General features: G+C 64.3%; 25 protein-coding genes. 13 read left to right on the top strand and 12 right to left on the bottom strand.

Translation table 11 applies throughout. The features are described from left to right. Positions 1-6 precede the first annotated feature (6 nt). A complete protein-coding gene (locus HALO32_RS01845; protein ID WP_151442079.1) occupies positions 7-1140 on the top strand; it encodes an iron-containing alcohol dehydrogenase in 1134 nt (377 codons plus the stop codon). Positions 1141-1255: 115 nt separating this feature from the next. Next, positions 1256-2143 (top strand): NAD(P)-dependent oxidoreductase, encoded by an 888-nt coding sequence (locus tag HALO32_RS01840; RefSeq protein ID WP_151442078.1) that lies wholly within the window; start codon positions 1256-1258, stop codon positions 2141-2143. Positions 2144-2176: 33 nt separating this feature from the next. On the opposite strand, the gene HALO32_RS01835 is transcribed toward HALO32_RS01840, so the two are convergent. Beyond that, positions 2177-2965, bottom strand: coding sequence for a FadR/GntR family transcriptional regulator (locus HALO32_RS01835; RefSeq protein WP_151442077.1), 789 nt, complete (start codon positions 2963-2965; stop codon positions 2177-2179). Positions 2966-3168: 203 nt separating this feature from the next. Between HALO32_RS01835 and HALO32_RS01830 the strand changes: the two genes are divergently transcribed. The 5 genes from HALO32_RS01830 to HALO32_RS01810 are packed head-to-tail and all read left to right on the top strand — an operon-like array spanning position 3169 to position 8701. Beyond that, complete coding sequence (locus tag HALO32_RS01830) at positions 3169-3918, top strand: SDR family oxidoreductase (protein WP_192576411.1); 750 nt, start codon at positions 3169-3171, stop codon at positions 3916-3918. Positions 3919-3962: 44 nt separating this feature from the next. Continuing rightward, a complete protein-coding gene (locus HALO32_RS01825; protein WP_151442076.1) occupies positions 3963-4814 on the top strand; it encodes a fumarylacetoacetate hydrolase family protein in 852 nt (283 codons plus the stop codon). Between the two features lie 17 nt (positions 4815-4831). Further along, positions 4832-5860 carry a zinc-binding alcohol dehydrogenase family protein gene (locus HALO32_RS01820; RefSeq protein ID WP_151442075.1) on the top strand — a complete coding sequence of 343 codons (1029 nt, stop codon included), beginning with the start codon at positions 4832-4834 and terminating at the stop codon, positions 5858-5860. 16 nt (positions 5861-5876) lie between these two features. Beyond that, on the top strand, positions 5877-7517 hold the full coding sequence (locus tag HALO32_RS01815; RefSeq protein ID WP_151442074.1) for a UxaA family hydrolase: 1641 nt from the start codon (positions 5877-5879) through the stop codon (positions 7515-7517). Between the two features lie 11 nt (positions 7518-7528). After that, positions 7529-8701, top strand: a complete 1173-nt coding sequence (locus tag HALO32_RS01810; RefSeq protein ID WP_192576410.1) for a mannitol dehydrogenase family protein — start codon at positions 7529-7531, stop codon at positions 8699-8701. Positions 8702-8721: 20 nt separating this feature from the next. On the opposite strand, the gene nanR is transcribed toward HALO32_RS01810, so the two are convergent. The 8 genes from nanR to HALO32_RS01770 form a co-directional block, all read right to left on the bottom strand. Then, positions 8722-9441 (bottom strand): transcriptional regulator NanR, encoded by a 720-nt coding sequence (gene nanR / locus HALO32_RS01805; RefSeq protein ID WP_151442073.1) that lies wholly within the window; start codon positions 9439-9441, stop codon positions 8722-8724. A gap of 71 nt (positions 9442-9512) precedes the next feature. Continuing rightward, positions 9513-10589, bottom strand: a complete 1077-nt coding sequence (locus HALO32_RS01800; RefSeq protein ID WP_151442072.1) for an Ldh family oxidoreductase — start codon at positions 10587-10589, stop codon at positions 9513-9515. A 37-nt stretch (positions 10590-10626) separates the two neighbouring features. Continuing rightward, positions 10627-12006, bottom strand: a complete 1380-nt coding sequence (locus tag HALO32_RS01795; protein ID WP_151442071.1) for a TRAP transporter large permease — start codon at positions 12004-12006, stop codon at positions 10627-10629. Positions 12007-12031: 25 nt separating this feature from the next. After that, positions 12032-12568, bottom strand: coding sequence for a TRAP transporter small permease (locus tag HALO32_RS01790; RefSeq protein WP_151442070.1), 537 nt, complete (start codon positions 12566-12568; stop codon positions 12032-12034). A gap of 63 nt (positions 12569-12631) precedes the next feature. Beyond that, on the bottom strand, positions 12632-13636 hold the full coding sequence (locus tag HALO32_RS01785) for a sialic acid TRAP transporter substrate-binding protein SiaP (protein ID WP_225809647.1): 1005 nt from the start codon (positions 13634-13636) through the stop codon (positions 12632-12634). Between the two features lie 294 nt (positions 13637-13930). Continuing rightward, positions 13931-15124, bottom strand: coding sequence for a four-carbon acid sugar kinase family protein (locus HALO32_RS01780; protein WP_151442069.1), 1194 nt, complete (start codon positions 15122-15124; stop codon positions 13931-13933). Continuing rightward, positions 15121-16134: a 4-hydroxythreonine-4-phosphate dehydrogenase PdxA gene (gene pdxA / locus HALO32_RS01775; protein WP_151442068.1), complete on the bottom strand. Its 1014-nt coding sequence runs from the start codon at positions 16132-16134 to the stop codon at positions 15121-15123. The genes HALO32_RS01780 and pdxA overlap by 4 nt, the downstream gene beginning before the upstream one ends. After that, entirely contained in the window at positions 16131-16895 is a 765-nt protein-coding gene (locus tag HALO32_RS01770; RefSeq protein ID WP_151442067.1) for an SDR family NAD(P)-dependent oxidoreductase, read from the bottom strand. Before HALO32_RS01770 ends, pdxA begins: the two co-directional genes overlap by 4 nt. Before the next feature lie 144 nt (positions 16896-17039). On the opposite strand from HALO32_RS01770, the gene HALO32_RS01765 reads away from it, so the two are divergent. From HALO32_RS01765 to HALO32_RS01755, 3 genes are read left to right on the top strand one after another with little or no spacing between them, the layout of a single operon-like run. Next, positions 17040-18203 carry a fumarylacetoacetate hydrolase family protein gene (locus HALO32_RS01765; RefSeq protein WP_151442066.1) on the top strand — a complete coding sequence of 388 codons (1164 nt, stop codon included), beginning with the start codon at positions 17040-17042 and terminating at the stop codon, positions 18201-18203. A 39-nt stretch (positions 18204-18242) separates the two neighbouring features. Beyond that, positions 18243-19541, top strand: a complete 1299-nt coding sequence (locus tag HALO32_RS01760; RefSeq protein ID WP_151442065.1) for an L-fuconate dehydratase — start codon at positions 18243-18245, stop codon at positions 19539-19541. A gap of 6 nt (positions 19542-19547) precedes the next feature. Continuing rightward, on the top strand, positions 19548-20969 hold the full coding sequence (locus HALO32_RS01755; RefSeq protein ID WP_151442064.1) for an FAD-binding oxidoreductase: 1422 nt from the start codon (positions 19548-19550) through the stop codon (positions 20967-20969). Positions 20970-20988: 19 nt separating this feature from the next. Here HALO32_RS01755 and hpaI read toward each other — a convergent pair whose 3' ends face one another. Next, positions 20989-21759 (bottom strand): 4-hydroxy-2-oxoheptanedioate aldolase, encoded by a 771-nt coding sequence (gene hpaI, locus HALO32_RS01750; RefSeq protein ID WP_151442063.1) that lies wholly within the window; start codon positions 21757-21759, stop codon positions 20989-20991. Between the two features lie 247 nt (positions 21760-22006). Here hpaI and HALO32_RS01745 point away from each other — a divergent pair, with 247 nt between their 5' ends. The 3 genes from HALO32_RS01745 (at position 22007) to HALO32_RS01735 (ending at position 25041) form a co-directional block, all read left to right on the top strand. Next, positions 22007-23083: a TRAP transporter substrate-binding protein gene (locus tag HALO32_RS01745; RefSeq protein ID WP_151442062.1), complete on the top strand. Its 1077-nt coding sequence runs from the start codon at positions 22007-22009 to the stop codon at positions 23081-23083. Positions 23084-23157: 74 nt separating this feature from the next. Further along, positions 23158-23754: a TRAP transporter small permease gene (locus HALO32_RS01740; protein WP_151442061.1), complete on the top strand. Its 597-nt coding sequence runs from the start codon at positions 23158-23160 to the stop codon at positions 23752-23754. A 3-nt stretch (positions 23755-23757) separates the two neighbouring features. Then, positions 23758-25041, top strand: a complete 1284-nt coding sequence (locus HALO32_RS01735; RefSeq protein ID WP_151442060.1) for a TRAP transporter large permease — start codon at positions 23758-23760, stop codon at positions 25039-25041. Positions 25042-25084: 43 nt separating this feature from the next. Here the strand turns inward: HALO32_RS01735 and HALO32_RS01730 are convergent, their stop codons facing one another. Together HALO32_RS01730 and HALO32_RS01725 are read right to left on the bottom strand one after the other, a co-directional pair. After that, entirely contained in the window at positions 25085-26008 is a 924-nt protein-coding gene (locus tag HALO32_RS01730; protein ID WP_151442059.1) for a 2-dehydro-3-deoxygalactonokinase, read from the bottom strand. Further along, positions 26005-26664, bottom strand: coding sequence for a 2-dehydro-3-deoxy-6-phosphogalactonate aldolase (locus HALO32_RS01725; protein ID WP_151442058.1), 660 nt, complete (start codon positions 26662-26664; stop codon positions 26005-26007). Before HALO32_RS01725 ends, HALO32_RS01730 begins: the two co-directional genes overlap by 4 nt. Positions 26665-26699 lie beyond the last annotated feature (35 nt).

Below are 26699 nucleotides of genomic sequence, written 5' to 3'. Positions count from 1 at the left end.
GTAACCATGTCCAGCATCATCAACTACCTGACCAGGATCCGTTTCGGTCCAGGGACGATCCAAAGCCTCTCCGAGGAACTCGAATTGCTCGGCATCAAGACCCCGCTGCTTGTCACCGACAAGGGCTTGAGGGACAGCGGACTGGTCGATTCCTTCATCGAGAGGAGTGGATTGCCGGCCCGGGTCGCCGTGTTCGACGAGACGCCGCCCAATCCCACGGAAGAGGCGGTGGAACACGCACTCGAGGTCTTCCGGGCACACGGCTGTGACGGGATCATCGGCTTGGGCGGCGGGTCCAGCATCGACCTTGCCAAGGGGGTCTCCCTGCTGGCGACACATGAGGCCCCCCTGCGCCAGTATGCCTTGATCGACGGCGGGGCCGGGAGAATCACCGCGGCTACCGTGCCCCTGGTGGCCGTTCCCACCACCGCGGGCACCGGCAGCGAGGTGGGGCGCGGCGCCCTGATCACCCTGCGCGACAAGCGCAAGCTGGGCTTCATCTCTCCGCACATGATCCCTTCGGTGGCCATCTGCGATCCCGACATGACCCTGTCGCTGCCCCCCTATCTGACGGCGGCCACCGGCATGGATGCCATCGCCCACTGCGTGGAAACCTACCTGAGTCCACGGGACAACCCTCCTGCCGATGCGATCGCCCTGGATGGCTTGCAGCGTGCCATCCAGAACATCCATGTCGCTACCCGGGACGGGGCGAATGCACAGGCCCGCCATGAAATGATGATGGCGGCCGTCGAGGGCGCCCTGGCCTTCCAGAAGGGGCTCGGTGCCGTTCACTCCCTGTCCCATGCACTCGGCGGCTTCCATGAGCTGGAACTGCACCATGGCACCCTGAACGCCCTCTTGCTGCCGGTGGTGCTGCGCTTCAACCAGAGCCATTGCGAAGCCAAGTATGCGCGGCTCCGGGAAGTGATGGGGCTGCCCGCCGGGGCTGACGTGCCCCAGGCCTTCGAGGAGCTGACCCGCAAGCTGGACCTTCCGGTGCGCCTTCGCGACATGGGCGTCCCACGGGATCTTCTCGACCAGGCCGCACAGTGGGCCTACGAGGACCACTCCACTGCCACCAATCCAAGACCCGCTACCCGGGATGACTTCTTCCGGCTGTTGAGTGAAGCCTACTGACCGGCAGCAGGACAGGGGTCTCATCGCTTGCCGACAATGCCTGGCGGCACTCCACGTTCTCATGACGAACGCCTCGAGCCCGGAAACAGATCTCGCCACTCTTCAAGGAGCCACAATGAACGCTTCCCGGAATATCGGTTTTATCGGCACGGGCATCATGGGAGCCCCCATGGCGGCCCGCCTCGCCGAGGCGGGTCATCGTGTCCGGGCCTGGAACCGTTCGCCGGACAAGAGCCGGGCCCTCGCCGACAAGGGGGTGGAGACCTCGATCACACCCCTGGAGGCGGTGGATGATGCCGACATCGTCATCGTCATGCTGAGTTCGGGCCCGGTGTGCGACGAGATCATTCTCGGACAGGCCGGCATACTCGCCGCGATGAAGCCGGACAGCACCCTAGTGGTCATGAGTTCCATCCCCATGGGGACGGCACAGGGGCATGCCCGGGCCTGCGAGGAGAGGGGCATCCGCTACCTGGATGCCCCGGTGTCGGGCGGGGAAAGGGGCGCCATCGAGGGCACCCTGGCGATCATGGTGGGTGGCGAGGAAGCCGCCTTCGACGCTGTCCGACCGCTGCTCGAGTGCCTGGGAAGCCCCGTGCACGTGGGCCCGGCGGGGTGCGGTGAGCTCGCCAAGCTCGCCAACCAGATGATCGTCGCCAATACCATCGCCACCGTCGCCGAGGCCTTGCTGCTGGCCGAGCGCGGCGGGGCCGACCCCGCCCGGGTCCGTCAGGCCCTGCTGGGCGGCTTCGCCGATTCGACCATCCTCAGGCAGCACGGCCAGCGCATGATCGAGGGCGACTTCGCCCCCGGCGGCCCTGCCAGATGGCAACTCAAGGATACCCGGACCGCCGAATCGCTTGCGGCGGAACTCGCCCTCGAACTGCCCGTGTCATCGCTGGTCAACGGGCTCTACGAGGATCTGGTGGCTCATGGCGACGGCGACCTCGACCACAGCGCCCTGATCCGGGAGCTGAGGCGGCGCAACGGCCTGCCGCTGTAGCCTTGCCGATCCTGGCCCTGCTTACAACAGCTCTCACAGCAGCTCCAGTTCCTTCCCCAACCGGCTGTCGCCGGTCTCGATACCCAGCGCCTTGGCGGTTCCCTCGAGCACAGCCTGGGCGGCCAGGAAGGCTTCTCGCGGGTTGCGGGCACGGATATGCTCCATCACTTGTCGATGACGTTCGAGGCTCTCCTCGGGATCCGTGGTGCTGATGTTGGATTCGGACACCAGCAGGTAGATGGAGGGGCGCAGGATGTGCGACAGCTGGGACCAGACGATGTTGTGGGTCGCCTTGAAGATGGCGACGTGGAAGGCGACGTCGTAATCGCTGTGCAGTCGACGCTCCTCGGCGCAGGTCGCATCGTAGAGATTCTTGCCCATTCCCTCGAAAGCTTCCTCGATGGCCACGAGGTCCCGCGCCTTGGCGCGGCGGGCGGCCGTCATGGCGACATAGGGCTCGACATCCAGGCGAAAGGCGAGGATCTCCCGCTGGATCCGGGGATTTGGCGAAGCGTAGCGGGTTATCCAGTCGGTAACTACCGGATCCAGGATGTTCCACTCCTCGTACTCCCTGACCTTGGAGCCATGGCCCGAGATACGCTCGATGATCCCGACGTCCACGAGGCGGCGCAGATCGCTGCGCACCGCCGATCGATTGATCGTGAACTGTTCGCAAAGATCGATTTCCCGGGGGACGAAATCTCCCGGTCGATAGACGCCGGAGAAGATGGCCTCGGCGAGGAACTCGGCAACACTGGGACGCTGAGGATTCTTGACGGACTTGGCATTCACGGGAGAGTCACCAGGACAGGATTTCGCCATATCCTGAAGTATGGTGCACATACACGCAATATGACGTTTGATGGCCCCGAAAATCTGGGCCATACTCCAAGGGCTTGAAAGCTAGCATCCTGTCATACCATGAGACCAACAATGGATGCTGCCGGATGCTATTTCGAAGACAAGCGACGGCCCATGCCTCGGCAACGGCCGGTTGCCGAAACCCGGACATCACGGAACTGCCAATGCGACTTTACAACAAGACGGCACTCATCACCGGCGCGGGCCAGGGCATCGGTCGGGCGACCGCCTTGCGTTTCGCCGAGGAGGGCGCCCGGGTCATTGCCACCGATGTCGATACCGACAAACTGGATGAAGTGGCGAGCGTCAGCGGCATCGAGACGAGGCGACTCGATGTTCTCGATGCCTCGGCCATTGCCGCCCTGTCTGGCGAAATTCCGCCACTCGACATCCTCTTCAACTGTGCCGGTCATGTCGCCAGCGGCTCTCTGCTGGAGTGCGACGAGGATGATCTGGCGTTCTCCCTTTCGCTCAACGTCATCGCCATGTATCGACTGATCCGCGCCCTGCTGCCCGCCATGCTGGAAAATGGCGGCGGCAGCATCATCAACATGGCCTCGGTGGCGTCGAGCCTCAAGGGCGTGCCCAACCGCTTCGCCTATGGCACCACCAAGGCCGCGGTGATCGGCCTGACGAAATCGGTGGCCGCCGACTTCATCGACCGAGGCATACGCTGCAATGCCATCTGCCCGGGCACCGTGGAGTCCCCGTCACTGCGAGCGCGTATCCGAGAGCAGGCGAGCCGCCAGGGTCGCAACGAGGCCGACGTCTATGCCGACTTCATCGCCCGCCAGCCCCTGGGGAGACTCGGCACACCCGAGGAGATTGCGGCCCTCGCCACCTACCTGGCCGCCGACGAATCCGCCTACACCACCGGTACCGCCCAGATCATCGACGGTGGCTGGCTGGCCTGAACGCGGTTACCGCACCGTCCCGCTGAACCATAAGGATAACCACCATGAAATTCCTACGCTTCGGCCCGAGCGGCCACGAGAAACCCGGCCTGATGGACCCTGATGGCGTGATTCGCGACCTCTCGGCCCACCTGCCCGACCTGGACGGCCCCCATCTGGACAGGGAACGGCTGGCGACCCTGGCAGACCTGGAGTTCAGCCGACTTCCCGAGGTTCCCGCCGACACCCGCCTCGGCCCCTGTGTCGGCCGGGTCGGCAAGTTCATCTGCATCGGTCTCAACTATTCCGACCATGCCGCCGAGACCGGCGCCCAGGTCCCGCCGGAGCCCGTGGTGTTCAACAAGTGGACCAGCGCCATCTGTGGCCCGAACGACGACGTGATCATTCCCCGCGGCTCACAGAAGACCGACTGGGAAGTGGAACTCGGCGTGGTCATCGGCAAGGGCGGCCGCTATATCGAAGAAGCCGATGCCATGGACCACGTGGCCGGCTACTGCGTGGTCAACGATGTCTCGGAGCGTGAATACCAGCTGGAGCGCAGTGGCACCTGGGACAAGGGCAAGGGCTGCGACACCTTCGGCCCCCTGGGGCCCTGGCTGGTGACCCCCGACGAGATCGCCGACCCCCACCAGCTGGCCATGTGGCTGGAGGTAGACGGCCACCGCTACCAGGACGGCAGTACAGAAACCATGGTCTATCAGGTTCCCGTCCTGATCAGCTATCTCAGCCGCTTCATGAGCCTGCAGCCCGGCGATGTCATCTCCACCGGCACACCGCCGGGGGTGGGAATGGGCCAGAAGCCGCCTGTCTACCTCAGGCCCGGTCAGCGCATGCGCCTGGGCATCGAGGGGCTCGGCGAGCAGCACCAGCAGGTCATCGCCGACGAAACCCGGTGAACGTCAGGAGACTCCCGATGCGCAGCGTCGTCTGTACCCGTCCGGGACTGATGGAACTCGAGGACCGTGAAACACCAACCTGCGGGTCGGGCGAGGCCCTGCTCCGCATCCGGCGCATCGGCATCTGCGGCACCGATATCCACGCCTACGGCGGTAACCAGCCCTATTTCAGCTATCCCCGGGTGCTGGGCCACGAGCTGGCCGGCGAGATAGTGGCGGTGGGTGATTCCCGGGACCAGGCACTGGTGGGGCAGAATGCCTCGCTGATTCCCTACCTGCACTGCGGCGAGTGCCGCGCCTGCCGCAAGGGCCTGACCAACTGCTGCCAGCGGATGCAGGTGATCGGCGTGCACCGCGATGGCGGCATGTGCGACCTGCTGGCGGTCCCGACCGTGCACCTCATCCCCTCCGCGAGTCTGTCGCTCGATCAGCTGGCCCTGATGGAGTGCCTGGCCATCGGGGCCCATGCCGTGCGTCGCAGCGAGCTGGACAGCGATTCGCTGGCGGTGGTGGTGGGCGCCGGCCCGATCGGCATGGGCGTCGTGCAGTTCGCCCGCGAGAACGGCGCCAGGGTGGTGGTGATCGACCCCAGCGAACAGCGCCTGGCCTTCTGCCGCGAGACGCTGGGCATCGAGTTGACCCTCAACCCCACACAGGAAGATCCGGTCGAGTTCCTAGCCGGCATCAGTGACGGCGCCTTGGCCGATGTGGTCTTCGATGCCAGCGGCAATGCCCACGCCATGCAGAAGGGGTTCGACTTCGTCGGCCACGGGGGGCGCTATGTACTGGTGAGCATCGTCAAGTCGGACATCACCTTCAACGACCCGGACTTCCATCGCCGGGAGATGACGTTGCTCAGCAGCCGCAATGCCACCCGCGAGGATTTCGACCGGGTAGCGAGCCTGATGGCGGCCGGCCGGCTGCAGGAAACCGCGATGATCACCCACCGCGCCGAACTCGCCGAGGTGCCCGAGGCCATGCCGCGCTGGTGCGCCCCCTCCCATGGCGTGATCAAGGCCATGGTCCACCTCGCCCCGTCAGCCTGAAGACCCGGAGCCTGCCATGAACCAGACCATCGCCCGTGACGTCGGCCAGCTCGAGAGCCTGCGCGTCCATGCCGCCGACAACGTCCGCGTCGCCCTACGCAACCTGCCCGCGGGCCACGAGATAGATGATGACGGAGAGCGCATCGTGCTTTGCGAGCCGATCCGCCAGAAGCACAAGTTCACCCTGGCCTCCCTGAAGGTCGGCGACACCGTCATCATGTACGGCGTCACCGTGGGCCGGGCGACTCAGCCCATCCCGACGGGCGCGGCCCTCACCACCGAGAATATCGAGCACAGCACCGCCTCCGCCGCCCCCCGGGCCCGCCGAGGCGACTGGCAGGCACCCGATGTTTCCGCCTTCCAGGGCGCCACCTTCGATGGCTACCATCGTCCCGACGGCCGGGTCGGCACGGCCAATCTGTGGCTGGTGGTTCCCCTCGTCTTCTGCGAGAACCGCAACATCGAGGTGCTGCGCCAGAGCGTCGCCGACGCCCTGGGCGAGGACCCCTATCGCGACTACAAGCGCCTGGCCAGGGAGCTGCTCCACGGGGCGGCCGGAGTCGAGCCCTCGCCGCCCGTTACCGAGCGCTATTTCCCCAATGTCGACGGGGTCCGCTTTCTCACCCATACCCTGGGCTGCGGCGGCACGGACGACGATGCCACCGCCCTCTGCCAGCTGCTCGCCGGCTACATCTGCCACCCCAACGTTGCCGGCGCGACGGTGCTGAGTCTGGGCTGCCAGAAGGCGCAGATCGACATGCTCAAGGGTGCCGTCGCCGAGCGCGATCCCCAGGGGCTGCGACCGGTGCACTATCTCGAGCAGCAGGCCAGCGTCAGCGAGGAGGCGCTTATTCGTGAGGCCCTCACCACCATCTTCGATGGCCTGGCCGAGGCCAATCGTGTCGAGCGAACCCCCGCTCCGCTCTCAGAGCTCTCCATCGGCGTGGAATGCGGCGGCTCCGACGGCTTCTCGGGGCTATCGGCCAACCCCGTGGTGGGTGGCGTCATCGATCGCCTGGTGGCGCTGGGCGGCAGCGGCATCCTCAGCGAGTTTCCCGAGCTCTGCGGCGTGGAGCACGAACTGCTGGCCCGCTGCCGCGACGATCGGGTGGCCGAGCGCTTCCTGGCGTTGATGAACGCCTATCAGGCGCATGCCGCCCGGGTCGGCGCCGACTTCTCCATGAATCCCTCGCCGGGCAACATCCGCGACGGCCTGATTACCGATGCCATGAAGTCCGCCGGAGCGGCCAAGAAGGGCGGCGACAGCCCGGTGGTCGATGTCCTCGACTACACCGAGCCCCAGACCCGCAAGGGACTCAACCTGCTCTGCACCCCGGGAAACGACGTGGAGTCCACCACCGGCCTGGCCGGCTCCGGGGCCAACCTGATCATGTTCACCACCGGGCTGGGGACGCCCACCGGCAATCCCGTCGTCCCGGTACTCAAGATCTCGAGCAACAGCGAGATGGCCAGGCGCATGGCGGATGTCATCGATTTCGACAGCGGCCCGGTGATCCGCGGCGAAGCGAGCATCGACGAGCTCGCCGAACGCCTGTTGCAGCTGTGTATCGACACCGCCTCGGGACGCTATCGCGCCAAGGCCGTGGGGCTGGCCCAGTACGATTTCATCCCCTGGAAGCGCGGCGTTTCCCTCTAGGATACCTTCTCATGATCGCACCGCAGCCTGACCAACCCGCCGAGATCTTGCAGTTTGGTACCAGCCGCTTCCTGCTGGCTCATGTCGATTACTTCGTCAGTGAATCACTGGCGGCAAGGCGCAGTGACAAGCGAATCGTGATCGTCCAGGGCTCCTCGCGCCCGGAGGGACGACGCAAGGCCAGTGACCTCGCCGAACGATTGCAGTACCCGGTTCACTTTCGCGGCAGACGTGACGGCCGGACCATCGATACCGAAGAATGGGTCGATAGCCTCGCCGCCTGCTTGATCGCCGACAGCGACTGGGAAGAGATCGAACGCCGCTTCGTCGAGGAGATCACCCATGTGGTCTCCAACACCGGAGAGGACGGTTACGCCATCCCCGCTGATGACGACCCGCGACATGCCCTTCCCGCCAGCTTTCCCGCCCGCCTGACAAAGCTGCTTCGTGCCCGCTATGTGCGCAACGGCCGGGGGGTCACGCTGATGCCCTGCGAACTGATCCCGTCAAACGGCCAGCGCCTTCGGGAGATCGTCCACGACCACGCCGATGCCCATTACACCGATTCGGACTTTCTCGCCTGGCTGAACCAGGAGTGCCTGTGGATCGATACCCTGGTCGATCGCATCGTGTCGAGTACCATCGAGCCGGTGGGAGCCGTCGCCGAACCCTATGGCCTCTGGGCCATCCGGGAAACAACGGGGCTCGAACTTCCCTGCCATCATCCCGATGTGCAGGTCGTGAAGGACCTTACCCCCTATGAGAAACGCAAGCTGCACGTCCTGAACCTCTCCCATAGCTGGCTCGTCCAGCGCTGGTATGACCAGGGGCTGACATCGCGCCTGAGCTATGTGCGCGAGGCCATGCAGGAACCCTCGCTACGGGCGCCACTGGAGTCGATGCTGCGCGATGAGGTATTGCCGGTACTCGAGCGCGAACTTCCCGGCCTGCGGGTGGAGGACTATATCGAGACGACCCTGGAGCGTTTCAGCAACCCCTTCCTGGACCATCGCCTCGAGGATATTGCCCAGCATCATCAGGAAAAGCTGCGTAGACGCCTTGCGCCGGTGCATGAGATGGCACGGGCACTGGGGCATGCCACGCCGCTGCTGGCGTCCGTGCTGCATTCGACGGGAATGGTCGGCCAGTCCGAAGGAGGCGACTCACACAGGAAGACACGCTGAGCGGGCCGCTGATGCAACCATTAGTCCGAGGAGAGCCGCTTCTTGAGTTGCATGTAGGTGCCATAGTGGCGATCCAAGTGGCGACGCATGGCGGCTTCCGAGGCATCGGGATCTCGCGACTCGATGGCCTCGACGAGCTCGATGTGGGCAGCAAGGGCCGCCTTGTCCTCGTCCTTTTGCTGCAGCACCTGGGCGCGACGATCATCGAGCCACTCGGAGAGGGCGACATGAATGGCATCGAAGATCGGGTTGCGACCGATGCTGGCCAGGACACCGTGGAAGTCGTTGTCGGATCGCTTGAAGCGCGCCTCGTCACCGATGGCGTCGCGATTTTCCTGCAGTGCCTCGCGCAGGCGAAGGAGGTCGGCCTCGGTCGCGTGGCGGGCCGCATAGCGCGCCAGCGAGATCTCGAACATGGCCCTGGCTTCCTGGAAATACTGTTGGCCATCGGGCTTGGAAAGCAGTTGGCGCGTCACGCCCGAGAGCCTTGCCATCACCGCATCGGCGGTAGGCCGGATAACCCGCGCCCGGGTACCGCTGTTGATGGCAATCAGCCCCAGGCGCTGCAGATAGAAGAGGGCTTCGCGAACCGCCGGACGCCCCACCCCGAACTGCTCCATCAGATCTCGCTCGGAGGGAAGTTGATCGTTTTCGCTGAGCCTTCCCTCGAGTATCTCCGCCTCGAGCTGTTCAGCGACCTGTTCGGAAAGCGTCTTGCGCTCCACCCGGTATCTGCTCATATACGCCCTCCCCGTGGGTTATCTAGAACACGAATCGGGCTGCATTATACCGCACTGCAGCAATCCTGTGCTCAAGCCATGGGCTTGAGCGGTTCCAAGCCGAGTTCGCTCGCCATGGCGGCATAGGCCGCCTGATTGGCGCTGTCCAGAGGAATACCTTCGGCATCGCGCTGCGCCCGACACCGCCATTCACGATCCCCGGGTGCCATGACCTCGCTGTCGGCCATGGCCGGGCGGGAACGCAGATCCGCAAGATAGTCGCTCAGGCAGGCCTGAAAGGTCGACGCTTCGGTGAAAGCGGCCGGGTTCATCGCCAGGACGAAATGCCCGATACCCCGCGGCGTCGACATATCCGGCCCGCCCATGGGCAGAAGGCGAAAGCCGTTGAGCATACCCGCCAGCGTCGAACTGAGCACCTCGACCATGCCTCCTAGCCCCGCCCCCTTGAAGCCGAAGTCGCTACCTCCGAGGGGCAGGAGTGCCGCCACCTCATCGGGCTGACGGGTCACCTCGCCTCGGGCATCGGCAGCGACCTGATCCGGCAACTCCCGGCCGATAGCGCCGTATTGCTGAACACGGTTCCAGGGCACTGAGCTGGTCGCCATGTCCAGCAAGTAGGGTGAGTCTCCCGCTACCGGAGCAGCGAAGGCGATAGGATTGGTGCCGTGGAAGGGTGCCTTGCCTTCGTGCAGGAGCACGAAAGGATCAGAATTGCAGAAGGCCATGCCGATCAGCCCACGCTCTGCCGCGGCCATGGCATAGCAACCCGCAGCGCCGAAATGCGACGAATGCCCGACAGCCACCGCCCCGAGTCCGACCTCCTCGGCCATGTCGCCAGCATGTGACATCGCGGTGTACGCGGCCAGGTGACCGAAACCATTGTCGGCATCCAGAAAGCCGGTCGCCGGCAGTCGGCGACTGAAGCGCATCTCGGGATGCCCACTGATCCTCCCCCCCTGCAGCGCCTTGAGGTAATGAGGCAGCAACCGCAGGCCATGACTGTCGGTCCCCATCCGCGAGGCGGTGACCAGGGCCCGAGTCACGGCCTCGGCCGAGGCCTCATCGGTAGCGGAGCGGATCAGCGCCTTCTTGATAAAATGTTCCAGGTCGTCGACGGGGACCCGGAACTCCTGCGTTGGCTGTTTCATCGATCGGTTTTCCTTTTTCCTCTCGTGGCGGCATGGCTCACTGATAGACGAGGGTTGGCAGCCAGAGTGAGATCGCCGGAATGAAGGTCACCAACAGCAGCGAAATCACCAACGGAATCAGGAACGGCAGGGTGCCGCGCATGCACTTTTCAAAGGAGATGTTCGACACCCGCGAGAGCACGTAGAGCACCATGCCGACAGGCGGCGTTAGCAGGCCGATCATCAGGTTGAGGACCATGATCACCCCGAAGTGGACGGGGTCGACCCCGGATGCCACCGCCAGCGGCAGCAGTACCGGAACCAGAATAGTAATGGCGGCAATGGTCTCCATGAAGCAGCCGACGATAATCAGCACGATGTTGATGATGATCAGCGTGGCCACAGGGTTATCGGCAAGGGGGCCGAGCAGGTTGACCACTTGCTGAGCGACCTGATTGCTGGTCAGGATCCAGGCGAAGATCGAAGCCCCCGCGACAATCAACAGGATGACGGCAGTGGTCTCGATGGTCTCCATGCTGACCTTGAGCAATCGCCGCCAGGTCAGGATGCGATACACCACGCCCCCCAGAAAGAGCGCATAGACCACTGCCGCGATAGCCGCTTCGGTGGGAGTAAAGGCACCAGTCATGATGCCGCCGACGATGATTATCGGGGTAAACAGCGACAGGATGGCGCGTTTGAAGGTCTGCCACAGCACCGACCAGGAGAAAGCGGCGTCACGCTGATAGCCACGACGCCTTGCCAAGAAGAATATCATCAGCATCAGCACGAGGCCCATCAGCAGACCAGGGACCAAGCCGGCCACGAACAACTGGCCCACCGATACCGACGCCATGACACCATAAATCACCATGGGGAGACTGGGCGGAATAATGGGACCAATGGTCGAGGACGCCGCAGTGATGCCTACCGCAAACTCCTGATCGTAGCCAGCTTCGCGCATAGCCTTGATTTCAATGGTCCCCAGGCCACCGGCATCGGCCACCGCTGCACCCGACATGCCGGAGAAGACGATACTGGCACCGACGTTGACGTGACCGAGACCGCCACGCATCCAGCCCATCAGCGCCTTGGCAAAGTCGAAAATACGCGAAGTGATACCGCCGTTATTCATCAGGTTGCCGGCGAGGATGAAGAACGGAATCGCCAACAATGGAAAACTATCGATGCCGCTGATCATGCGCTGAGCGACCACCACCTCGGGCACACTCCCGGACAACACCACATACAGTAGACTGGATCCCCCCAGGCTGACGGCAATCGGCACACCAAGCAGCAGCAGGGTGAAAAGCATGCCGAAGAGAAAAAACAGGTACTGCTCGGTGACCGCCAAGGCGATGCAGCCAAGGATAGCAAGCGCTGCGAGCACCGGTGGCACCAGGGGACCGCGCCCTCTCAGGGTCAGGATATTGGACATGGAAAGGCTCTCTCGGTCGACGTTATCACTTTGGAGCCAGCAGCTCACTGGTACCGCTGTGCCAGTGGCGGATGGCTAGCTGAACGGCGCGCACCAGCATCAGCACGAACCCCAGCATCACGATGTAGTAGAGATAGCTCTTGGGAATATCCACGGATGTCATCAGTGCCGTGGTCAGGCTGGACAGATTGAAGGTGAGCCAGACCATGGCGGCAAAGAAGGCAATGTTAGCCAGATCCACCAGTGTCGAAGCTGTTCGAGCCATCCAGAACGGCATGTAGCGATAGAAGAACTCGACGGCGATCTGGGACCCCTTTCGCACCGTCATGGCGCCGCCCATGAAGCCCACCATCACCAGGAGGTAGCGAGCCATTTCCTCTGTCCAGGCGATGGAATTGCCCAGTACGTAACGGCTGAAGAATTGGACGAAGACGTCCAGCGCCAGCACCCAGAACACCGCAAGGGTGACGTAATCCTCGACCCCGTAGTCCCGCCACTCGAAGGTATCGTCTTCCTCGATCTGAAAACCGGACTCCCCGTCAGGCCATTTTTCGGTCGTCATAAGCTAGCTCCGCAGAGAACGCCACCCCATTGAAGGGGTGGCGTGTCGGCAACGAGAAGGAGATTACTGACCGAGCGCCTGAAGACGGTCGTAGGTTTCCTGATCCCAGGTGGCGTCTTCACCAGTATGGTAGGGCACGGTCGCTTCGCGGAAGGGCGTGATGTCGACTTCATTGACGCTCACCCCCTGCTCCTCGAACCAGGCAACGAGATCTTCTTCGGACTGGAGAATGTCTTCGGTGATCTTCTCACCGGCTTCCATGTAGACCTCACGGAAGATCTCGCGGTCCTCTTCGGAGAGACGATTCCACAGCGGTCCGCCGGCAATGGTGATCAGGGAATCGGTGATGTGGCCGGTCAGGTTGATGTAGTCCTGGACCTCGTAGAAGGCCTTGGCCTTGATGGTCGGCAGCGGGTTCTCCTGGGCATCCACCACGCCCTGCTGCAGCGCCAGGTACACTTCGGCAAAGGCGATGGGCGTCGGGTTGGCGCCTACGGCCTCGGGGAACATCATGTACATGGGTGCATTGGGGGTGCGGATCTTGAGATCCTCCATGTCCGACGGCTCATTGATCGGCTCGTTGGAGGTCACGTGGCGACGCCCATAGTAGTTCATCGCCAGCGGCACGTTGCCGGTCGCGTCCTGATAGCCCTGAGCGATCTCGTCGAAGAGGTCACTGTCGGCATAGGTACGCCAATGATCGAAATCGCGGAACATGTAGGGAGCCCCGGCAATGCCGATGGGGCCGTAAAAGCGTCCGGCGAACTGATTGCCGGTATAGATCAGGTCCACGGTACCCAGCTGCAGACCCTCGTTGATGTCGGCCTCCTTGCCCAGCGACGAGGCGGGATGGACCTCGATGTTATAGCGCCCGTCGGTCCGCTCCGCGATCTCCTCGGCCGCCCACAGCGCCCACTCGTGATAGGGCTCGGAGGTCTCATAGACGTGGGCGAAATTCAGGGTCTCCTGTGCCTGGGCAATGCCGGCGATACTTACCCCGGCCGCCAGCATGGCAGCCGTCATGGCGTGCACGAATCTCGCTTGGCGTTGGCTCTTCTTGTCGCTCATGGTATTTCTCCTCACAGGCTCTGGACGTTGTTGTGGTTGTGATCTTGCAGGTGGCTGGATGGATTCTTGCCGCTGTCTGCTATTCCCCGAGCTCAAAGGCCTTTCCTCAGGGTCAAGGCCCTCGAGGCCAGGCACTTCAGGGACAGACCCTTGAAGGACAGACGCCTTGAATCAGTGTCCTCCTGTATACGTCTCATACCACCTGACTCAAAGCTAGTGCTTCGTACCCGACAACGCAACCATGCGCGGACGATCATCCTCGGATGCCAACGGTCGCGCTCCCCTCGGCAGACTTCATTGCCTTTCATGTTCTCTTGCAAGGGGCGACCCGAGACTGGCCTCGAGCTCCACCAGCAGGTCCGGATGGCCGAAACCGCCGGCCTTGGTCATGATCCAGCGCTGGCGATCGCCCTCGAGAACGCCCGTCGCCACACCCGGTGACCACTCGGCATCGACCTGGATGAAGGTCACGGCCAGGCGCGACAAGACCGCCATGGCGATGTCCCCGCCGGCGAGAAAAAGCAGCCAGGGTCCCGGCGGCCATTGACCGACCGCGGCCTCGACCCTTTTCGCCATGGCCTGTGCCACCACCTCGGCGTCATGGGCCTGGTGAGGGGGCCCACCGGGGATCACCAGGTCGGGCCGAACGGTAGACGCCAACGCCCAGGGTTCCAGTGCCTCGACAATGGTCAGCCCGGGTTGCGCACGACGCAGGCGTTTCACCTGCTCTGCAGCCCGCGGGCTTCGCGAGCCCACCGCATAGAGTCGCGATAGCCCCTCCCGGGGTATCCGACGGCCAGGCTGTGAATGGCCGAAGAGGCGCCGGGCGATGGCCATTGCCAGACCCGCGGCACCCACCAGCAGCCAGTCGGCCGCCGCGGCCCGACTGGCCTCCTGGAGGCGCTCGAGGTCGTCGTCGCTCTGCGCATCCGCGACGCAGTCTGTCGCGGGTAATCCCTCGTCCGACCGGGCCGAATAGCGGGTCAGGGACACCCCGTGGCGAGCGAACACCGCATCGAGAGGCCCCAGGGAAGGCGCCGACCGCGCATCCTCTCCATAGGCCGTGGAGGCCAGGGGGACACCCTCCACGAACACCTCGGCATCCCGCAGGATGCGCCCCTGGGACGGAACCGCCGGTGACAGCAGCAGACGCTTCCCGCATGCCTCGCGCATCGCCAGGCATTCGGCCACGACCTGACCGCGCAGGGTTGAATCGATCTTCTTGAACCACAGATCGGGCAATACTCGGGACAGCAAGGCCGTGGCCAGGGCAACCCGTTCGGCGGCATGCGAGGCATCCAGGTGCCGCGACTGAGTGTTGACCGCGATGACCGCCGGCAGCGAATCTTGCCAGGTGTCCAGCAGGGTCTCGAGATGCTCCAGAGCCACCACGACCCGCGTGTCGGCCCCTCGCCCCGCAAAGGGCGCCGCGGCATCCAACGCCCCGGTCAGGTCATCGGCGACGATCGCCACCCGGCAGGCATTCAAGGATGATCGTCCCTGACCAGACGATGCGCATAGGCAATCGCCGAGCCTAGGTTGGTGGCATCGGCCCTTCCCTGCCAGGCGATATCGAAGGCGGTACCGTGATCCACCGAGGTCCGCTGGATCGGCAGGCCGAGACTGACGTTCACCGTGGTATCGAAGGCGATCAGCTTGACCGGGATGTGGCCCTGGTCATGATATTGCGCCACCACCAGGTCGAACTCTCCTCGGGAAGCACGATAGAAGACCGTATCGGCGGAGATCGGGCCGCTGACGTCGTAAGCGCGCGCCTGCAGCGACTCGACGGCCGGCGCGATGCAGCGCATGTCCTCGTCGCCGAAGATCCCGCCCTCGCCGCAGTGGGGATTGAGTCCGGCGACCGCAATGCGCGGTGCCGCGATCCCCAAGGAGACGAGGTGGTCGTGTCCGGCCTCCACGGTGGCGATGATCCGTTCCGGCGTGACCCTGTCGATGGCCTCTCGCAGCGACACATGTGTCGAGACGTGCAGAGTCGACAGGTGCTCCGAGGCCAGCAGCATGAAGGAGGACGGCGCACCGGTCAGTGAGGCCAGCATCCCGGTATGGCCATCATAGTGGTGGCCCGCCTCGTGCAGTGCCGCCTTGTTAAGGGGCGCGGTAACGATCACCCCGGCACGACCCGACTGGACCAGGTCCACCGCGGCTTCGACACAGCGAAAGGCCATGTCGCCGGCGGCGGCACTGATGCGCCCCTCGGCAAGCTCGACCCCCTCGGGGAGCTCGACCACCGCCACCGCTATGCTACCTGGTGTCGTCTCCTCGGCATCGAGAGCGACGAAGTCCAGGTCGCTCCCCAGCATCCGGGCGGCACGTCGATAAATGGCGGGATCGCCCACCAGCAGTGTCGTGGCCCGGTCCTCGGGCGACATGGCGGCCACCGCCCGGCAGATGATCTCCGGTCCAATGCCCGCCGGATCCCCCATGGTGATCGCGATGTCATACTGTCTTGAAGTACCCTGGTTGGAAGCACTCATGGCATCAGTTGCCCGCCGTTGACCTCGATCACCTGGCCGGTGATATAGCCGCTCAGGGCATCGGTGGCCAGGAAGAGATAGGCACCGACGCAATCCTCCGCGCTGCCGAGTCGGCCCTGGGGAATCGTCGCGCGCGCCGCTTCCATCTGGGCATCGTTGGAGTGGCGCTCATGGAAGTCGGTGGCGATCACGCCGGGGGCCACGGCATTGACACGAATGTTCTCCCCGGCGAGCTCCTTGGCCATGTTGCGGGTCAGGGTCGTCACGAAGCCCTTGGCCGAAGCATAGAGCCCGGCGCCCGTTCCGCCGCCATTGCGTGCAGCAATAGACCCCGTATGGATGATATTGCCGCGCCCGGCATTCCGGAAGTGGGGCAGTGCCGCGCGGCTGGCCATGACCACCGAACGAGCGTTGAGGTCCATTACCCGGTCATAGTGCTCATCGTTCATCTCGTCCAGGCTGACACGCCCCAGCATGTCGCCGGCATTATTGATCAGTAGATCCAGGCCATCCAAGTGCTCGGCCGCCTCATCGACAATACGCATTGCCTCGGCCGAGCGGCTGACATCGCCCCTGACGAGGCTGGCCTCCCCGCCGTTCTCGCGAACCGCCCGGCATACCGCCTCGGCGCCGGTTTCACTGGAATGATAATGCACCGCTACCCGGCACCCGAGTCGCCCGAGGCGAGTCGCCACGGCCGCACCAATACCCCGGCTGGCGCCGGTTACCAGTACTCGCCTACCCTTCAACTCATCGAACATGTCGCTCTCCAGATCGCTATCGCAACGAGGTCATCTGTTAGCTATAGTGACGCATGGCATACCTGTCATACATCAATACACCAATAGCACGATCGACGAAGGCTGGCCAGCCGCCCGCCCGCCGTTCCCGTCTACGGAGGCACCATGATTCCGCTCTCGCCGACCGACCTTCTTCCCGACGATCACCACCAGGCCCTGCTGGTGGGGCGGGCCTGGCTGGACTCGCCCCAACCGGGGCCGGCGCTGATCGCCATCCGGGGAGAGGAGGTCATCGATATCAGTGCCGCCGGCCCGACCATGGCCGATCTCCTGGAACGGGAGGATCTTGCCGAGATTGTGCGTGCCAGCGATGGACCCCGCCTGGGCTCGGTCGAGACGCTACTGACCAACTCCCTTGCCACACCACCCCGGCCCCCCTACCTGCTCGCGCCCTGCGACGTCCAGGCCATCAAGGCCTGCGGGGTGACCTTCGCGGTCAGCCTGATGGAGCGGGTGATCGAGGAACAGGCGGGCGGCGACCCGGCGCGGGCCACCGAGCTTCGCGAGGAGCTCCAGTCATTGATCGGCAAGGACCTGTCGCGCATCGTACCCGGCTCGGACGAGGCCATGGCCCTCAAGGAGGCACTCCAGGCCCGGGGCGGCTGGTCCCAGTACATGGAGGTCGGCATCGGCCCGGACGCAGAAGTGTTCACCAAGGCCCAGCCACTCTCCTCGGTGGGCCTTGGCACCACCGTTGGGCTGCACCCGGCGTCGAAATGGAACAATCCCGAGCCGGAGGTCGTGCTGGCGGTCGACAGCCGCGGCCGCGTCAGGGGGGCCACCCTGGGCAATGACGTCAACCTGCGCGACGTGGAGGGCCGCAGCGCCCTGCTGCTGGGCAAGGCCAAGGACAACAATGCCTCCAGTGCCATCGGTCCCTTCATTCGCGTCTTCGATGAGCGGTTCGATATCGACACCCTGCGCCAATGCCAGGTATCGCTGCGCATCGAAGGAGCCGACGATGACTTCTTGCTCGATGACAGTAGCGACATGCGCGAGATCAGCCGGGATCCGCTGGACCTGGTTGCCCAGACCATCGGCGCCCACCACCAGTATCCCGACGGCTTCATGCTCTACCTCGGCACCATGTTCTCGCCAATCCAGGATCGTGATGGCCCCGGCCAGGGGTTCACGCACCACCCGGGCGACCGGGTGACCATTGCCACTCCCGCGCTTGGCGCCCTGGTCAACGAGGTCGGTTACAGCGACCAACTACCGCCCTGGACCTTCGGCATCCGCCAGTTGATGCAGCATCTTTCCCGAGACTGACCCCAGGACTTCCCTGTAGCGAACAATGTGGAGATCACCATGACCGCCATCACCCGCGTCGAGGTCCAGGACATCCGCTTTCCGACGTCCCGTTCACTGGATGGCTCGGATGCCATGAACGCCGCACCGGACTACTCCGCCACCTATGTGATCCTGCACACCGACGATGACAAGGGCCCCCAAGGCCACGGCCTGACCTTCACCATCGGCCGCGGCAACGAGATCGTCGTCACTGCCGTGCGCTCCCTGGCCTACCTCATGGAGGGACGCTCGCTGGAGGCGATCACCGCCGACATGGGCGCCTTCTGGCACGAGATCACCGGTGACAGCCAGCTGCGCTGGATCGGCCCCGACAAGGGCGCGATTCACCTCGCCACCGCCGCCCTGGTGAATGCCGTCTGGGACCTCTGGGCCAAGCGCGAAGGCAAGCCGATCTGGAAATTGCTCGCCGACATGAGCCCCGAGGCACTGGTGCGCTGTCTCGATTTCCGCTTCGTCACCGACGCCCTGACACCGGAAGAAGCCATCGCCCTGCTTCGCCGCCAGGCATCCGGCAAGGCCGAGCGCGAGACCGAGATGCGCCGCGATGGCTTTCCCGGCTACACCACGTCGGCGGGCTGGCTCGGCTATAGCGACGACAAGGTGCGCCAGCTGGCGCGCGACGCCCTCGCCGAGGGCTGGACCCACTTCAAGCAGAAGATCGGCGGCGACCTGGAAGAGGATATTCGTCGTGCCGCCCTGCTTCGCGAGGAGATCGGCTGGGACAAGGTGCTGATGATGGATGCCAATCAGGTCTGGGACGTCGACGAGACCGTTGCCAAGATGCGTCGGCTGGCCGAGTTCGACCCGCTGTGGATCGAAGAGCCCACCAGCCCCGATGATATCCTGGGCCATGCCGAGATCCGCCACCGGGTGGCCCCCATCGGCGTGGCCACCGGCGAGCACTGCCACAACAAGGTGATGTTCAAGCAGTTCCTCCAGGCCGAGGCCATCGACTACTGCCAGATCGATGCGGCACGACTCGGCGGGCTCAACGAAGTCATCCTAGTGGTGCTCATGGCGGCCAAGTTCGGCGTGCCCATCTGTCCCCATGCCGGCGGGGTCGGCCTCTGTGAATACGTCCAGCACATCTCGCTGTTCGATTACATCGCCGTCTCGGGCAGTCTCGACGGCCGCATGCTCGAATACGTCGATCACCTGCACGAGCACTTCGTCGACCCGGTGTCGATTCGCCGGGGCCGTTACCAGGTCCCCGAGGCGCCGGGCTACAGCATTACCATGCACGACGCCTCGCTGGCCGATCACCGTTTTCCTGACGGTGCCGCCTGGCAGGAGTAATTCCCAATGAGCGACGATACTCCCCTACTTGCGATCCTCGTGCAGCGGCTCAGCGAGCGGGCCGTGCTGCGCGACCCCGAGGATCAGGCACGCTATCTCAGCGACTGGGCCGGCGACCGGCTGGGCATGCCCCTGGCCGTGGTGCGCCCGGCCTCCACCGCCGAACTTGCCGAGGTCGTGAACCTCTGCGGCGAGCATGGCGTCGCCATGACGCCCCAGGGCGGACATAGCGGCCTGGTGGCGGGCGCCCTGCCGGCCAGCGACGGGAGTGAGCTGGTGATCAGCCTGGAACGCCTGAACCGCGTCCGCGACATCGACCCGGTCAACTTCACCATGACGGTGGACGCCGGCTGCATCCTCGAGACCGTCAAGCAGGCCGCCGCCGAGCACGACTGTGATTTTCCCCTCGCCCTGGGGGCCCAGGGCAGTTGCCAGATCGGCGGCAACATCGCCACCAACGCCGGCGGATTGAACGTGCTGCGCCACGGCATGATGCGCCAGCTGGTCCTCGGCCTGGAGGTGGTCCTGCCGGATGGTCGCGTCTGGAACGGCCTGCATGCCCTGCACAAGGACAACCGCGGCGTCGACCTCAAGCAGCTGTTCCTCGGCAGCGAGGGCACGCTTGGCATCGTGTCCGGCGCCGTGCTCAAGCTGGTCCCTAAAGCCGAACAGAGCCGCACCGCCTTGCTCGGCGTGTCATCGGTGGAGGCGGTCATCGACCTCTATGTCCTGGCCCGGCGTGGCTGCAGCGACCTGCTCACGGCCTTCGAGCTGATACCGCGTCGCTGCATCGAGCTGGCCATGGAGGCCACCCCGAGCCTGCGCGACCCCATGGACGACGCCCACCCCTGGTACGTGCTGATGGAAGTCGCCGCCACCGGCCCGGTGGATCTCGGGGTCATGCTCGAGCAACTCCTCGAGCAGGGCATGGAGGACGAGCTGATCCTCAATGGCGTTCTGGCCAGCAGCGAGAGTCAGTCACAGCAGCTGTGGCAATTTCGCGAGAGCATGCTGGAAGGCCAGCGCCTGCGGGGCGAGCATCTGCGCACCGACATCTCGGTACCGATCTCGGCGATCCCGGCCTTCGTGACCCAGGCCACCGAGGTAGTGATGGCGGCCTCGCCGGACTGCGAGATCATCGCCTATGGCCATGTCGGTGACGGCAACCTGCACTTCAACATACTGCCACCGAGCACACTCGATGATGAGGCCAAGCACGACCACTTGCATGCGCTGGAGGCGACACTCTTCGAGGTGCTCGACGGCTTCGATGGCAGCATCAGCGCCGAGCACGGCATCGGCCGCACCAAGCAGGCGGCCTATCTATCGCGACTCTCGCCGATGGAGCTCGAACTCGCTCGAGGCATCAAGACCCTCTTCGATCCCGACGGCCTGATGAACGCGGGACGGATTCTTCCCGCCCGCTGAGATGAAACCTTTGTCGATGTCAGGAGGGACGAAAACGCTGCGCCAAGCCATGCATCACCTTCATTAAAAGGAGGGTATCGATGCCGACGCCGACGAAGCCACAGCCGGCATCGAGGTAGCCCCTGGCCTCGTCCTCGTCGACGGTGACAATGCCCGCCGGCTTGCCCACGGCACGCAGTCGCGTGATGGCCTGGTGAATCGCCGTACGCACATCGGTATGCCCGGGATCCCCCAGATGCCCCATGGAAGCGGAGAGATCGGCCGGGCCGATGAAGACACCGTCGACGCCTTCGGTAGCGGCGATGGCTTCCAGATTCTCCAGGCCACGCAGGGTTTCCACCTGTACCAGCAGGCACAGCTCGTCGTCGGCCCGGGCCAGGTAGTCGTCGACGGCGCCCCAGTGGGCGGCACGGGCCAGCACATGACCGACCCCGCGAATCCCCCCAGGCGGATAGCGCATGGCCGCCACCAGTCCGGCAGCCTGGTCGGCCGTTTCCACCATGGGCACCAGCAGGGTCTGTACCCCGATGTCCAGGTACTGCTTGATCAGCACCGAGTCGCCGACCGGTGGCCGCACGATGGGATGGGACGCGTAGGGGGCAATGGCCTGAAGCTGGCCCAGCAGACCTTTCAGATCATTGGGCGAATGCTCGGCATCCAGCAGCAACCAGTCAAATCCCGCCGTAGCCGCCATCTCGGCCGTGTAGGGATTGGCCAGGCCCAGCCACAACCCGGTCAACGTCTCGCCGGCCAGGAGGCGGTACTTGAAGGGGGTCTCGGATGTCTGCATGGTTTTCTCTCCTCTCATACTTGTCATACAAGCATACCGTCATTCATAGTGAAATTTGTCGCCAGGCGGAGATCTGAACTAAGTTTTCCCTTGTGACCCGCCATCGCTGCTGGAGTCCCGACGGAGTTCGACGGCGCTGCCGGAATGTGGAACCAATCAATAATTCGCCACCCTGTTCCGCGATGAGGCTCACCGAGGCCAAGGCCCAACGGCGCTCATCACGCAGGACACCAAGGAGTTAGATGCCATGATGCCTATCTGGCGCAGCACGCTGACACTGGCCGGCGCGGCCACCCTCACCCTGGGCATGGCCCATGCACAGACACCGGACCTCTCCGAGCCACCTGCCATCGACGGTGAGATGGTCGGTGATCACGGTAGCCACACCATCCGCATGGGCATCGGCCTGGCCGAAACGTCGCCGCAGTATCTCTCGAGCCAATATTTCGCCGACATCCTCGCCGAGCGCAGCGACGGACGGCTCACCGTCAACGTCTTCCCCAACAGCCAACTGGGTGACGATGTCCAGATGATGGAGATGATGCAGACCGGCACCCTGGACATGTCCTATCCCTCCTCCTCGCCAGCCACTACCTATGTGCCGGAACTGGCGGCGTTCGACCTGCCGTTCCTGCTGCCGACCCGTGAGGCGGCCGTGGCAGTCATGAACTCCGACGTCGCCCAGGGCATGCTCGACGCCTTCGATGGTAGCGGTATCAAGGCGCTGGCCTTCTCCGAGAACGGCTATCGCCAGCTCTCCAACAGCGTGCGTCCGGTCGAGACGCCGGAAGACGTCGGCGGACTCGACATGGGCGGCCTGACCATCCGTACCATGGAGAACCCGGTCCACCTGTCCATCTGGGAAACCCTGGGTGCCAATCCTACCCCGATGGCCTTCGGTGAGCTTTTCTCGGCCATGGAACAGGGCGTCGTCGATGGCCAGGAGAACCCCTGGAGCACCATCCTGACGTCGAACTTCCACGAGGTTCAGGAGTATGGCTCCGAGACGCGCCACGTTTATACGCCCTTCATCCTGATGATGTCCGAGCGCACCTGGGATGACCTGCACCCCGAGTACCAGGAGCTCGTCCAGGAGGCCGCTCGCAAGTCCGCGGCCTACGAGATCCAGCTGGCTACCGAGTACGACGACTGGGCGCGCAACCAGCTCGAGGAGCGCGGCATGCAGATCACGCGCCTCAACGACGAACAGATCGCCGCTTTCCAGGAAGCCGTGCAGCCGGTCTATGACGAATGGGCGCCGGAGATCGGCGAAGACCTGATTGCCGATATCCGCGAGATCGTCGACGAAACCATGAACGACTGATATCGCGTCATCCGATGATCGTTCAGCGACAAGGGGCCTTGCCTGGCCCCTTGTCCTGTCTCTGGAGTCTCGCCATGTCTGAATCGACTTCTGCCCCACCCGATATCGATGCCTATCTTGCCGATCCCAACCGCCGCGCCCTCGAGCTGGATTTCAAGGCGCGAAAGGGACCCGCGGCCTTTCGTTGGCTGACCGTGGCCATGGAACACCTGATCGCCGCCATCCTGGTGGCCCTCATCATCTCGGTATCCGCCAACGTGATCGGACGCTCGTTGCTCAACAATTCGCTGCCCTGGGCGGATGAGCTGGCCCGGATGCTGTTTGTCTGGCTGGTCTTCATCGGGGCGGCGGCCGCTTTCGCCCACTTCGAGCATATCGCCGTGGATTTCGTGGTTCGCAAGCTCAAGCCGCGTGCCGCCTATACGCTCTACCTGATGCAACACCTGATCATCAGTGTGCTGATGGGCATCATGATCTGGGGCGGCTATGTGGTGATGTCCCGTTCCACCGGCCGCACCGCGATCCTCGGCGTGCCCTGGAACCTGATCAACGTCTCCCTGGTGCTGTGCTCGATCTTTATCCTCTCCGTGGCGCTGTGGCGCGCCTGGCAATGTGTGCGGCTGATCCGCACGCCACCGTTGTCCTCCAATTCTCAAAACGGAGCGCGTTGAGCCATGCTATGGATCTTTCTGGCCATCCTGTTCGCCTCCATCGGTATCGGACTGCCCATCGCCTTCGGCCTGGGCGTCGCCGCCGTGGTGATGGCGGTCATGTCGGACATCCCGCTGTCGATCCTCATCGAACAGTCGATCCGCGGTGTCAACAGCTTCCCGCTGCTGGCCATTCCCTTCTTCATCCTGGTCGGTGAGGTCATGAGCCAGGGCGGGATCGCCCATCGCTTAATGGATCTGGCCGGGGCCCTGGTCGGTTTCATGCGCGGCGGGCTCGGCCAGGTAGCCATCACCGGCTCGATGTTCTTCGGCGGCATCAGCGGCTCGGCCGTCGCCGATACCGCGGCCACCGGGGCCATGATGATTCCCTCCATGAAACAGCAGGGCTACTCGGCACCCCATGCCACTGCCATCAACACCGTTTCCTCGGTGATCGGCATCATCATTCCACCTTCCATCCCCCTGATCCTGTACGGCATCGTCACCGAGACCTCGATCAGTCGACTGTTCATCGCCGGTATCGTGCCGGGGGTAATGATCGGCTTTGCCTTGATGCTCACCACCTTCATCCTGGCCACCCTCAAGCATGCCGGGCAGACGCGGAAATTTCGCCTCGATGTGCTCTGGGAGGCCTTCAAGGCGGCCTGGCTGGCGCTGGTACTGCCGGTGATCGTGATCGGCGGCATCATCGCCGGGGTGTTCACGGCCACGGAAGCCGCGGTGGCTGCGCTGCTCTATTCGCTGGCCATTTCACTGCTGGTCTACCGGGAGTTCCCGCTGCGCGATCTCTGGGGGATGCTGATCCGCACCGCCCGACTGACCGGCATGGTGCTGTTGTTGCTGGCGTTCGCCACGGTCATCGCCTGGTTCCTGACCATCAACATGGTCCCGCAGACGCTGGTCCGGCAGGTCCAGGCGATCACCCAGGACCCGTTCTGGCTGCTGATGATCGTCGCCGGCCTGCTGCTGCTGGTCGGCTTCGTGATGGACTTGACTCCCGCCATGGTCATCATGGCACCGATGCTGACGCCGATCGCTACCTCGGTGGGCGTGGATCCGGTCTATTTCGGCGTCCTGATGGCCTATATCCTGGGGATCGGGCTCCTCACCCCGCCGGTAGGTACCTGCCTCTACGTGGGCTGTGGGGTCGGCAAGGTATCCATGGAGCAACTGGTCAAGGCGATGCTGCCCTACTATGTGGCACTCGTGGTGGTGCTGGTCATCCTGATCGCCTTCCCGGGGATCGTGACCTGGCTGCCGGATCTCACGGCGGTAAGCGGGAGTTGATCACAATGCGGCTTAACGAGGGGAGCCAGTGCTCTTAGGCCGGCTATCCCGGAGATCCGGACCGCCATTGGTTGAGTAGCCGAATCCCCTCGATGCTGGCCCTGTCGGCCTCGACCTGACAGACGGCCAGCCCGGCCGTCTCCATGGCCCGTCGGTAGCTCTCACTGAGCTCACGGGACCCGACCAGCACGACACCTTCCTCTGCTTCGATCCATGGCTGCATGGCGGCGAGTTCGCTGCCGATCAGCACGCCCGAGAGAAAGCTGCCGACCTGCGCCGGCTCAAGACCAGCGTGAAGATGACGACTCCTCGCCTCGAAGAGCGCATGCAGGAGACCCGCCGGATGCCGGGCAGCGGCGAGCCCCTGCTCGAAGCCTTCTGCATCGAAGGCCTCCTCGCGAGGGATCGGCTGACCCACCAGGGTATGGAAGCGCAGCACATGGAAGAGCTCGCCGGTCATCAGCGTCGTGAAATGGGTCAAGGTATTCTCCCGGGCGCTGACCCACTTGCTGTGGGTTCCCGGCAGGCAGCAGAGCCCATCCTGCCTTCCCGCCAGCGACAAGGCGCCGAAGGCCTGCACCTCCTCTCCGCGCATCACGTCTACATGAGAGGAGGTCACCATCCTGGCACCGGGCACCAGCCAGGCATTATCCAGTCCGGGAGCGGGCATCAGGTTTTCCGCGAGGGTTTCGAGAGTCAGCGGCATCTCCAGCTGTGGCGCCTCGACCCAGCCGGTACGCGCCCCAACCATGCCGGCGAGATAGACAGGGATCGGTGCGCTGCCTCCCGCGGCCGTCCGCCATTCGGCCAGCTGCTGTCGGCAATAGTGGGGGAACTGTTCGGGGCTCAAGGCCCTCAGGCCGGCAGAGGAGCACTTCTCGTCGAGGCAGCGACCGGTCTGGCCATCCACCAGAAAGGCCCGGAAATTGCTCGTCCCCCAGTCGACGGCGATAAAGGCCTCCCTCATGTCGCCATCCCTGGCGTTGCCCGGACACGATGCCATTCGGCGACCAGGGCGGCACCACGCCGGCCGACCTCATCACTCGAGCGCCCCGGTGCATAGAGGCTTCCGCCCAGGCCGAACCCCGCAATACCGGCGGCCTGCCAACCCGCTAGCTCGTCGACACCGATGCCGCCCACCGCCAGTACCGGCAGATCGGCGGGCAGGACGGCGCGCAGGTCGCGATAATAGCCGATGCCTAGGCTCCCGGCCGGGAAGAGCTTGAGGGCGCTGGCACCGGCACGCGCCGCCGCCAGGGCCTCGGTGGGTGTCATGCAGCCGACCAGGGGCGCCAGTCCGGCATCTCGCCCGGCAAGGATCACCTCGACATCGGTATTGGGGGTCACCAGCAGGGAGGCCTCCAGGCTCGCCAGGCGGGCCACGTCCTGGACCGAGAGCACGGTCCCGGCACCGATCAGGATATCCGCCGGACAATGTGCCTTCAGCCGTGCGATGCTGTCCCAGGGATCCGGCGAGTTGAGCGGCACCTCTATCAGGCGCAAGCCGCTGGCAATCAGTGCATCGGCCACGGGCAGCACCTCCTCGGGCCGGATGCCGCGAAGGATGGCGACCAACGGGCAGGCGGCCAGGGCGGCCTGGAGCGCACGGGGATTGTCGTTCATCAGGTCCTCCTTAATGGTGACCATCGCCTCTCGAC

The organism is Halomonas lysinitropha (genome assembly GCF_902500215.1).
Taxonomy (GTDB): Bacteria; Pseudomonadota; Gammaproteobacteria; order Pseudomonadales; family Halomonadaceae; genus Halomonas; species Halomonas lysinitropha.
Note: the sequence above shows the minus strand (reverse complement) of the source record. Positions and strands in the feature narration are given on the sequence as shown.

Excerpts from the sequence above, each read along its gene's own strand:
- HALO32_RS01845 (WP_151442079.1), top strand. The coding sequence starts at position 7 with ATGTCCAGCATCATCAACTACCTGACCAGGATCCGTTTCGGTCCAGGG.
- HALO32_RS01840 (WP_151442078.1), top strand. The coding sequence starts at position 1,256 with ATGAACGCTTCCCGGAATATCGGTTTTATCGGCACGGGCATCATGGGA.
- HALO32_RS01835 (WP_151442077.1), bottom strand. The coding sequence starts at position 2,965 with ATGGCGAAATCCTGTCCTGGTGACTCTCCCGTGAATGCCAAGTCCGTC.
- HALO32_RS01830 (WP_192576411.1), top strand. The coding sequence starts at position 3,169 with ATGCGACTTTACAACAAGACGGCACTCATCACCGGCGCGGGCCAGGGC.
- HALO32_RS01825 (WP_151442076.1), top strand. The coding sequence starts at position 3,963 with ATGAAATTCCTACGCTTCGGCCCGAGCGGCCACGAGAAACCCGGCCTG.
- HALO32_RS01820 (WP_151442075.1), top strand. The coding sequence starts at position 4,832 with ATGCGCAGCGTCGTCTGTACCCGTCCGGGACTGATGGAACTCGAGGAC.
- HALO32_RS01815 (WP_151442074.1), top strand. The coding sequence starts at position 5,877 with ATGAACCAGACCATCGCCCGTGACGTCGGCCAGCTCGAGAGCCTGCGC.
- HALO32_RS01810 (WP_192576410.1), top strand. The coding sequence starts at position 7,529 with ATGATCGCACCGCAGCCTGACCAACCCGCCGAGATCTTGCAGTTTGGT.
- nanR (WP_151442073.1), bottom strand. The coding sequence starts at position 9,441 with ATGAGCAGATACCGGGTGGAGCGCAAGACGCTTTCCGAACAGGTCGCT.
- HALO32_RS01800 (WP_151442072.1), bottom strand. The coding sequence starts at position 10,589 with ATGAAACAGCCAACGCAGGAGTTCCGGGTCCCCGTCGACGACCTGGAA.
- HALO32_RS01795 (WP_151442071.1), bottom strand. The coding sequence starts at position 12,006 with ATGTCCAATATCCTGACCCTGAGAGGGCGCGGTCCCCTGGTGCCACCG.
- HALO32_RS01790 (WP_151442070.1), bottom strand. The coding sequence starts at position 12,568 with ATGACGACCGAAAAATGGCCTGACGGGGAGTCCGGTTTTCAGATCGAG.
- HALO32_RS01785 (WP_225809647.1), bottom strand. The coding sequence starts at position 13,636 with ATGAGCGACAAGAAGAGCCAACGCCAAGCGAGATTCGTGCACGCCATG.
- pdxA (WP_151442068.1), bottom strand. The coding sequence starts at position 16,134 with ATGAGTGCTTCCAACCAGGGTACTTCAAGACAGTATGACATCGCGATC.
- HALO32_RS01770 (WP_151442067.1), bottom strand. The coding sequence starts at position 16,895 with ATGTTCGATGAGTTGAAGGGTAGGCGAGTACTGGTAACCGGCGCCAGC.
- HALO32_RS01765 (WP_151442066.1), top strand. The coding sequence starts at position 17,040 with ATGATTCCGCTCTCGCCGACCGACCTTCTTCCCGACGATCACCACCAG.
- HALO32_RS01760 (WP_151442065.1), top strand. The coding sequence starts at position 18,243 with ATGACCGCCATCACCCGCGTCGAGGTCCAGGACATCCGCTTTCCGACG.
- HALO32_RS01755 (WP_151442064.1), top strand. The coding sequence starts at position 19,548 with ATGAGCGACGATACTCCCCTACTTGCGATCCTCGTGCAGCGGCTCAGC.
- hpaI (WP_151442063.1), bottom strand. The coding sequence starts at position 21,759 with ATGCAGACATCCGAGACCCCCTTCAAGTACCGCCTCCTGGCCGGCGAG.
- HALO32_RS01745 (WP_151442062.1), top strand. The coding sequence starts at position 22,007 with ATGATGCCTATCTGGCGCAGCACGCTGACACTGGCCGGCGCGGCCACC.
- HALO32_RS01740 (WP_151442061.1), top strand. The coding sequence starts at position 23,158 with ATGTCTGAATCGACTTCTGCCCCACCCGATATCGATGCCTATCTTGCC.
- HALO32_RS01735 (WP_151442060.1), top strand. The coding sequence starts at position 23,758 with ATGCTATGGATCTTTCTGGCCATCCTGTTCGCCTCCATCGGTATCGGA.
- HALO32_RS01730 (WP_151442059.1), bottom strand. The coding sequence starts at position 26,008 with ATGAGGGAGGCCTTTATCGCCGTCGACTGGGGGACGAGCAATTTCCGG.
- HALO32_RS01725 (WP_151442058.1), bottom strand. The coding sequence starts at position 26,664 with ATGAACGACAATCCCCGTGCGCTCCAGGCCGCCCTGGCCGCCTGCCCG.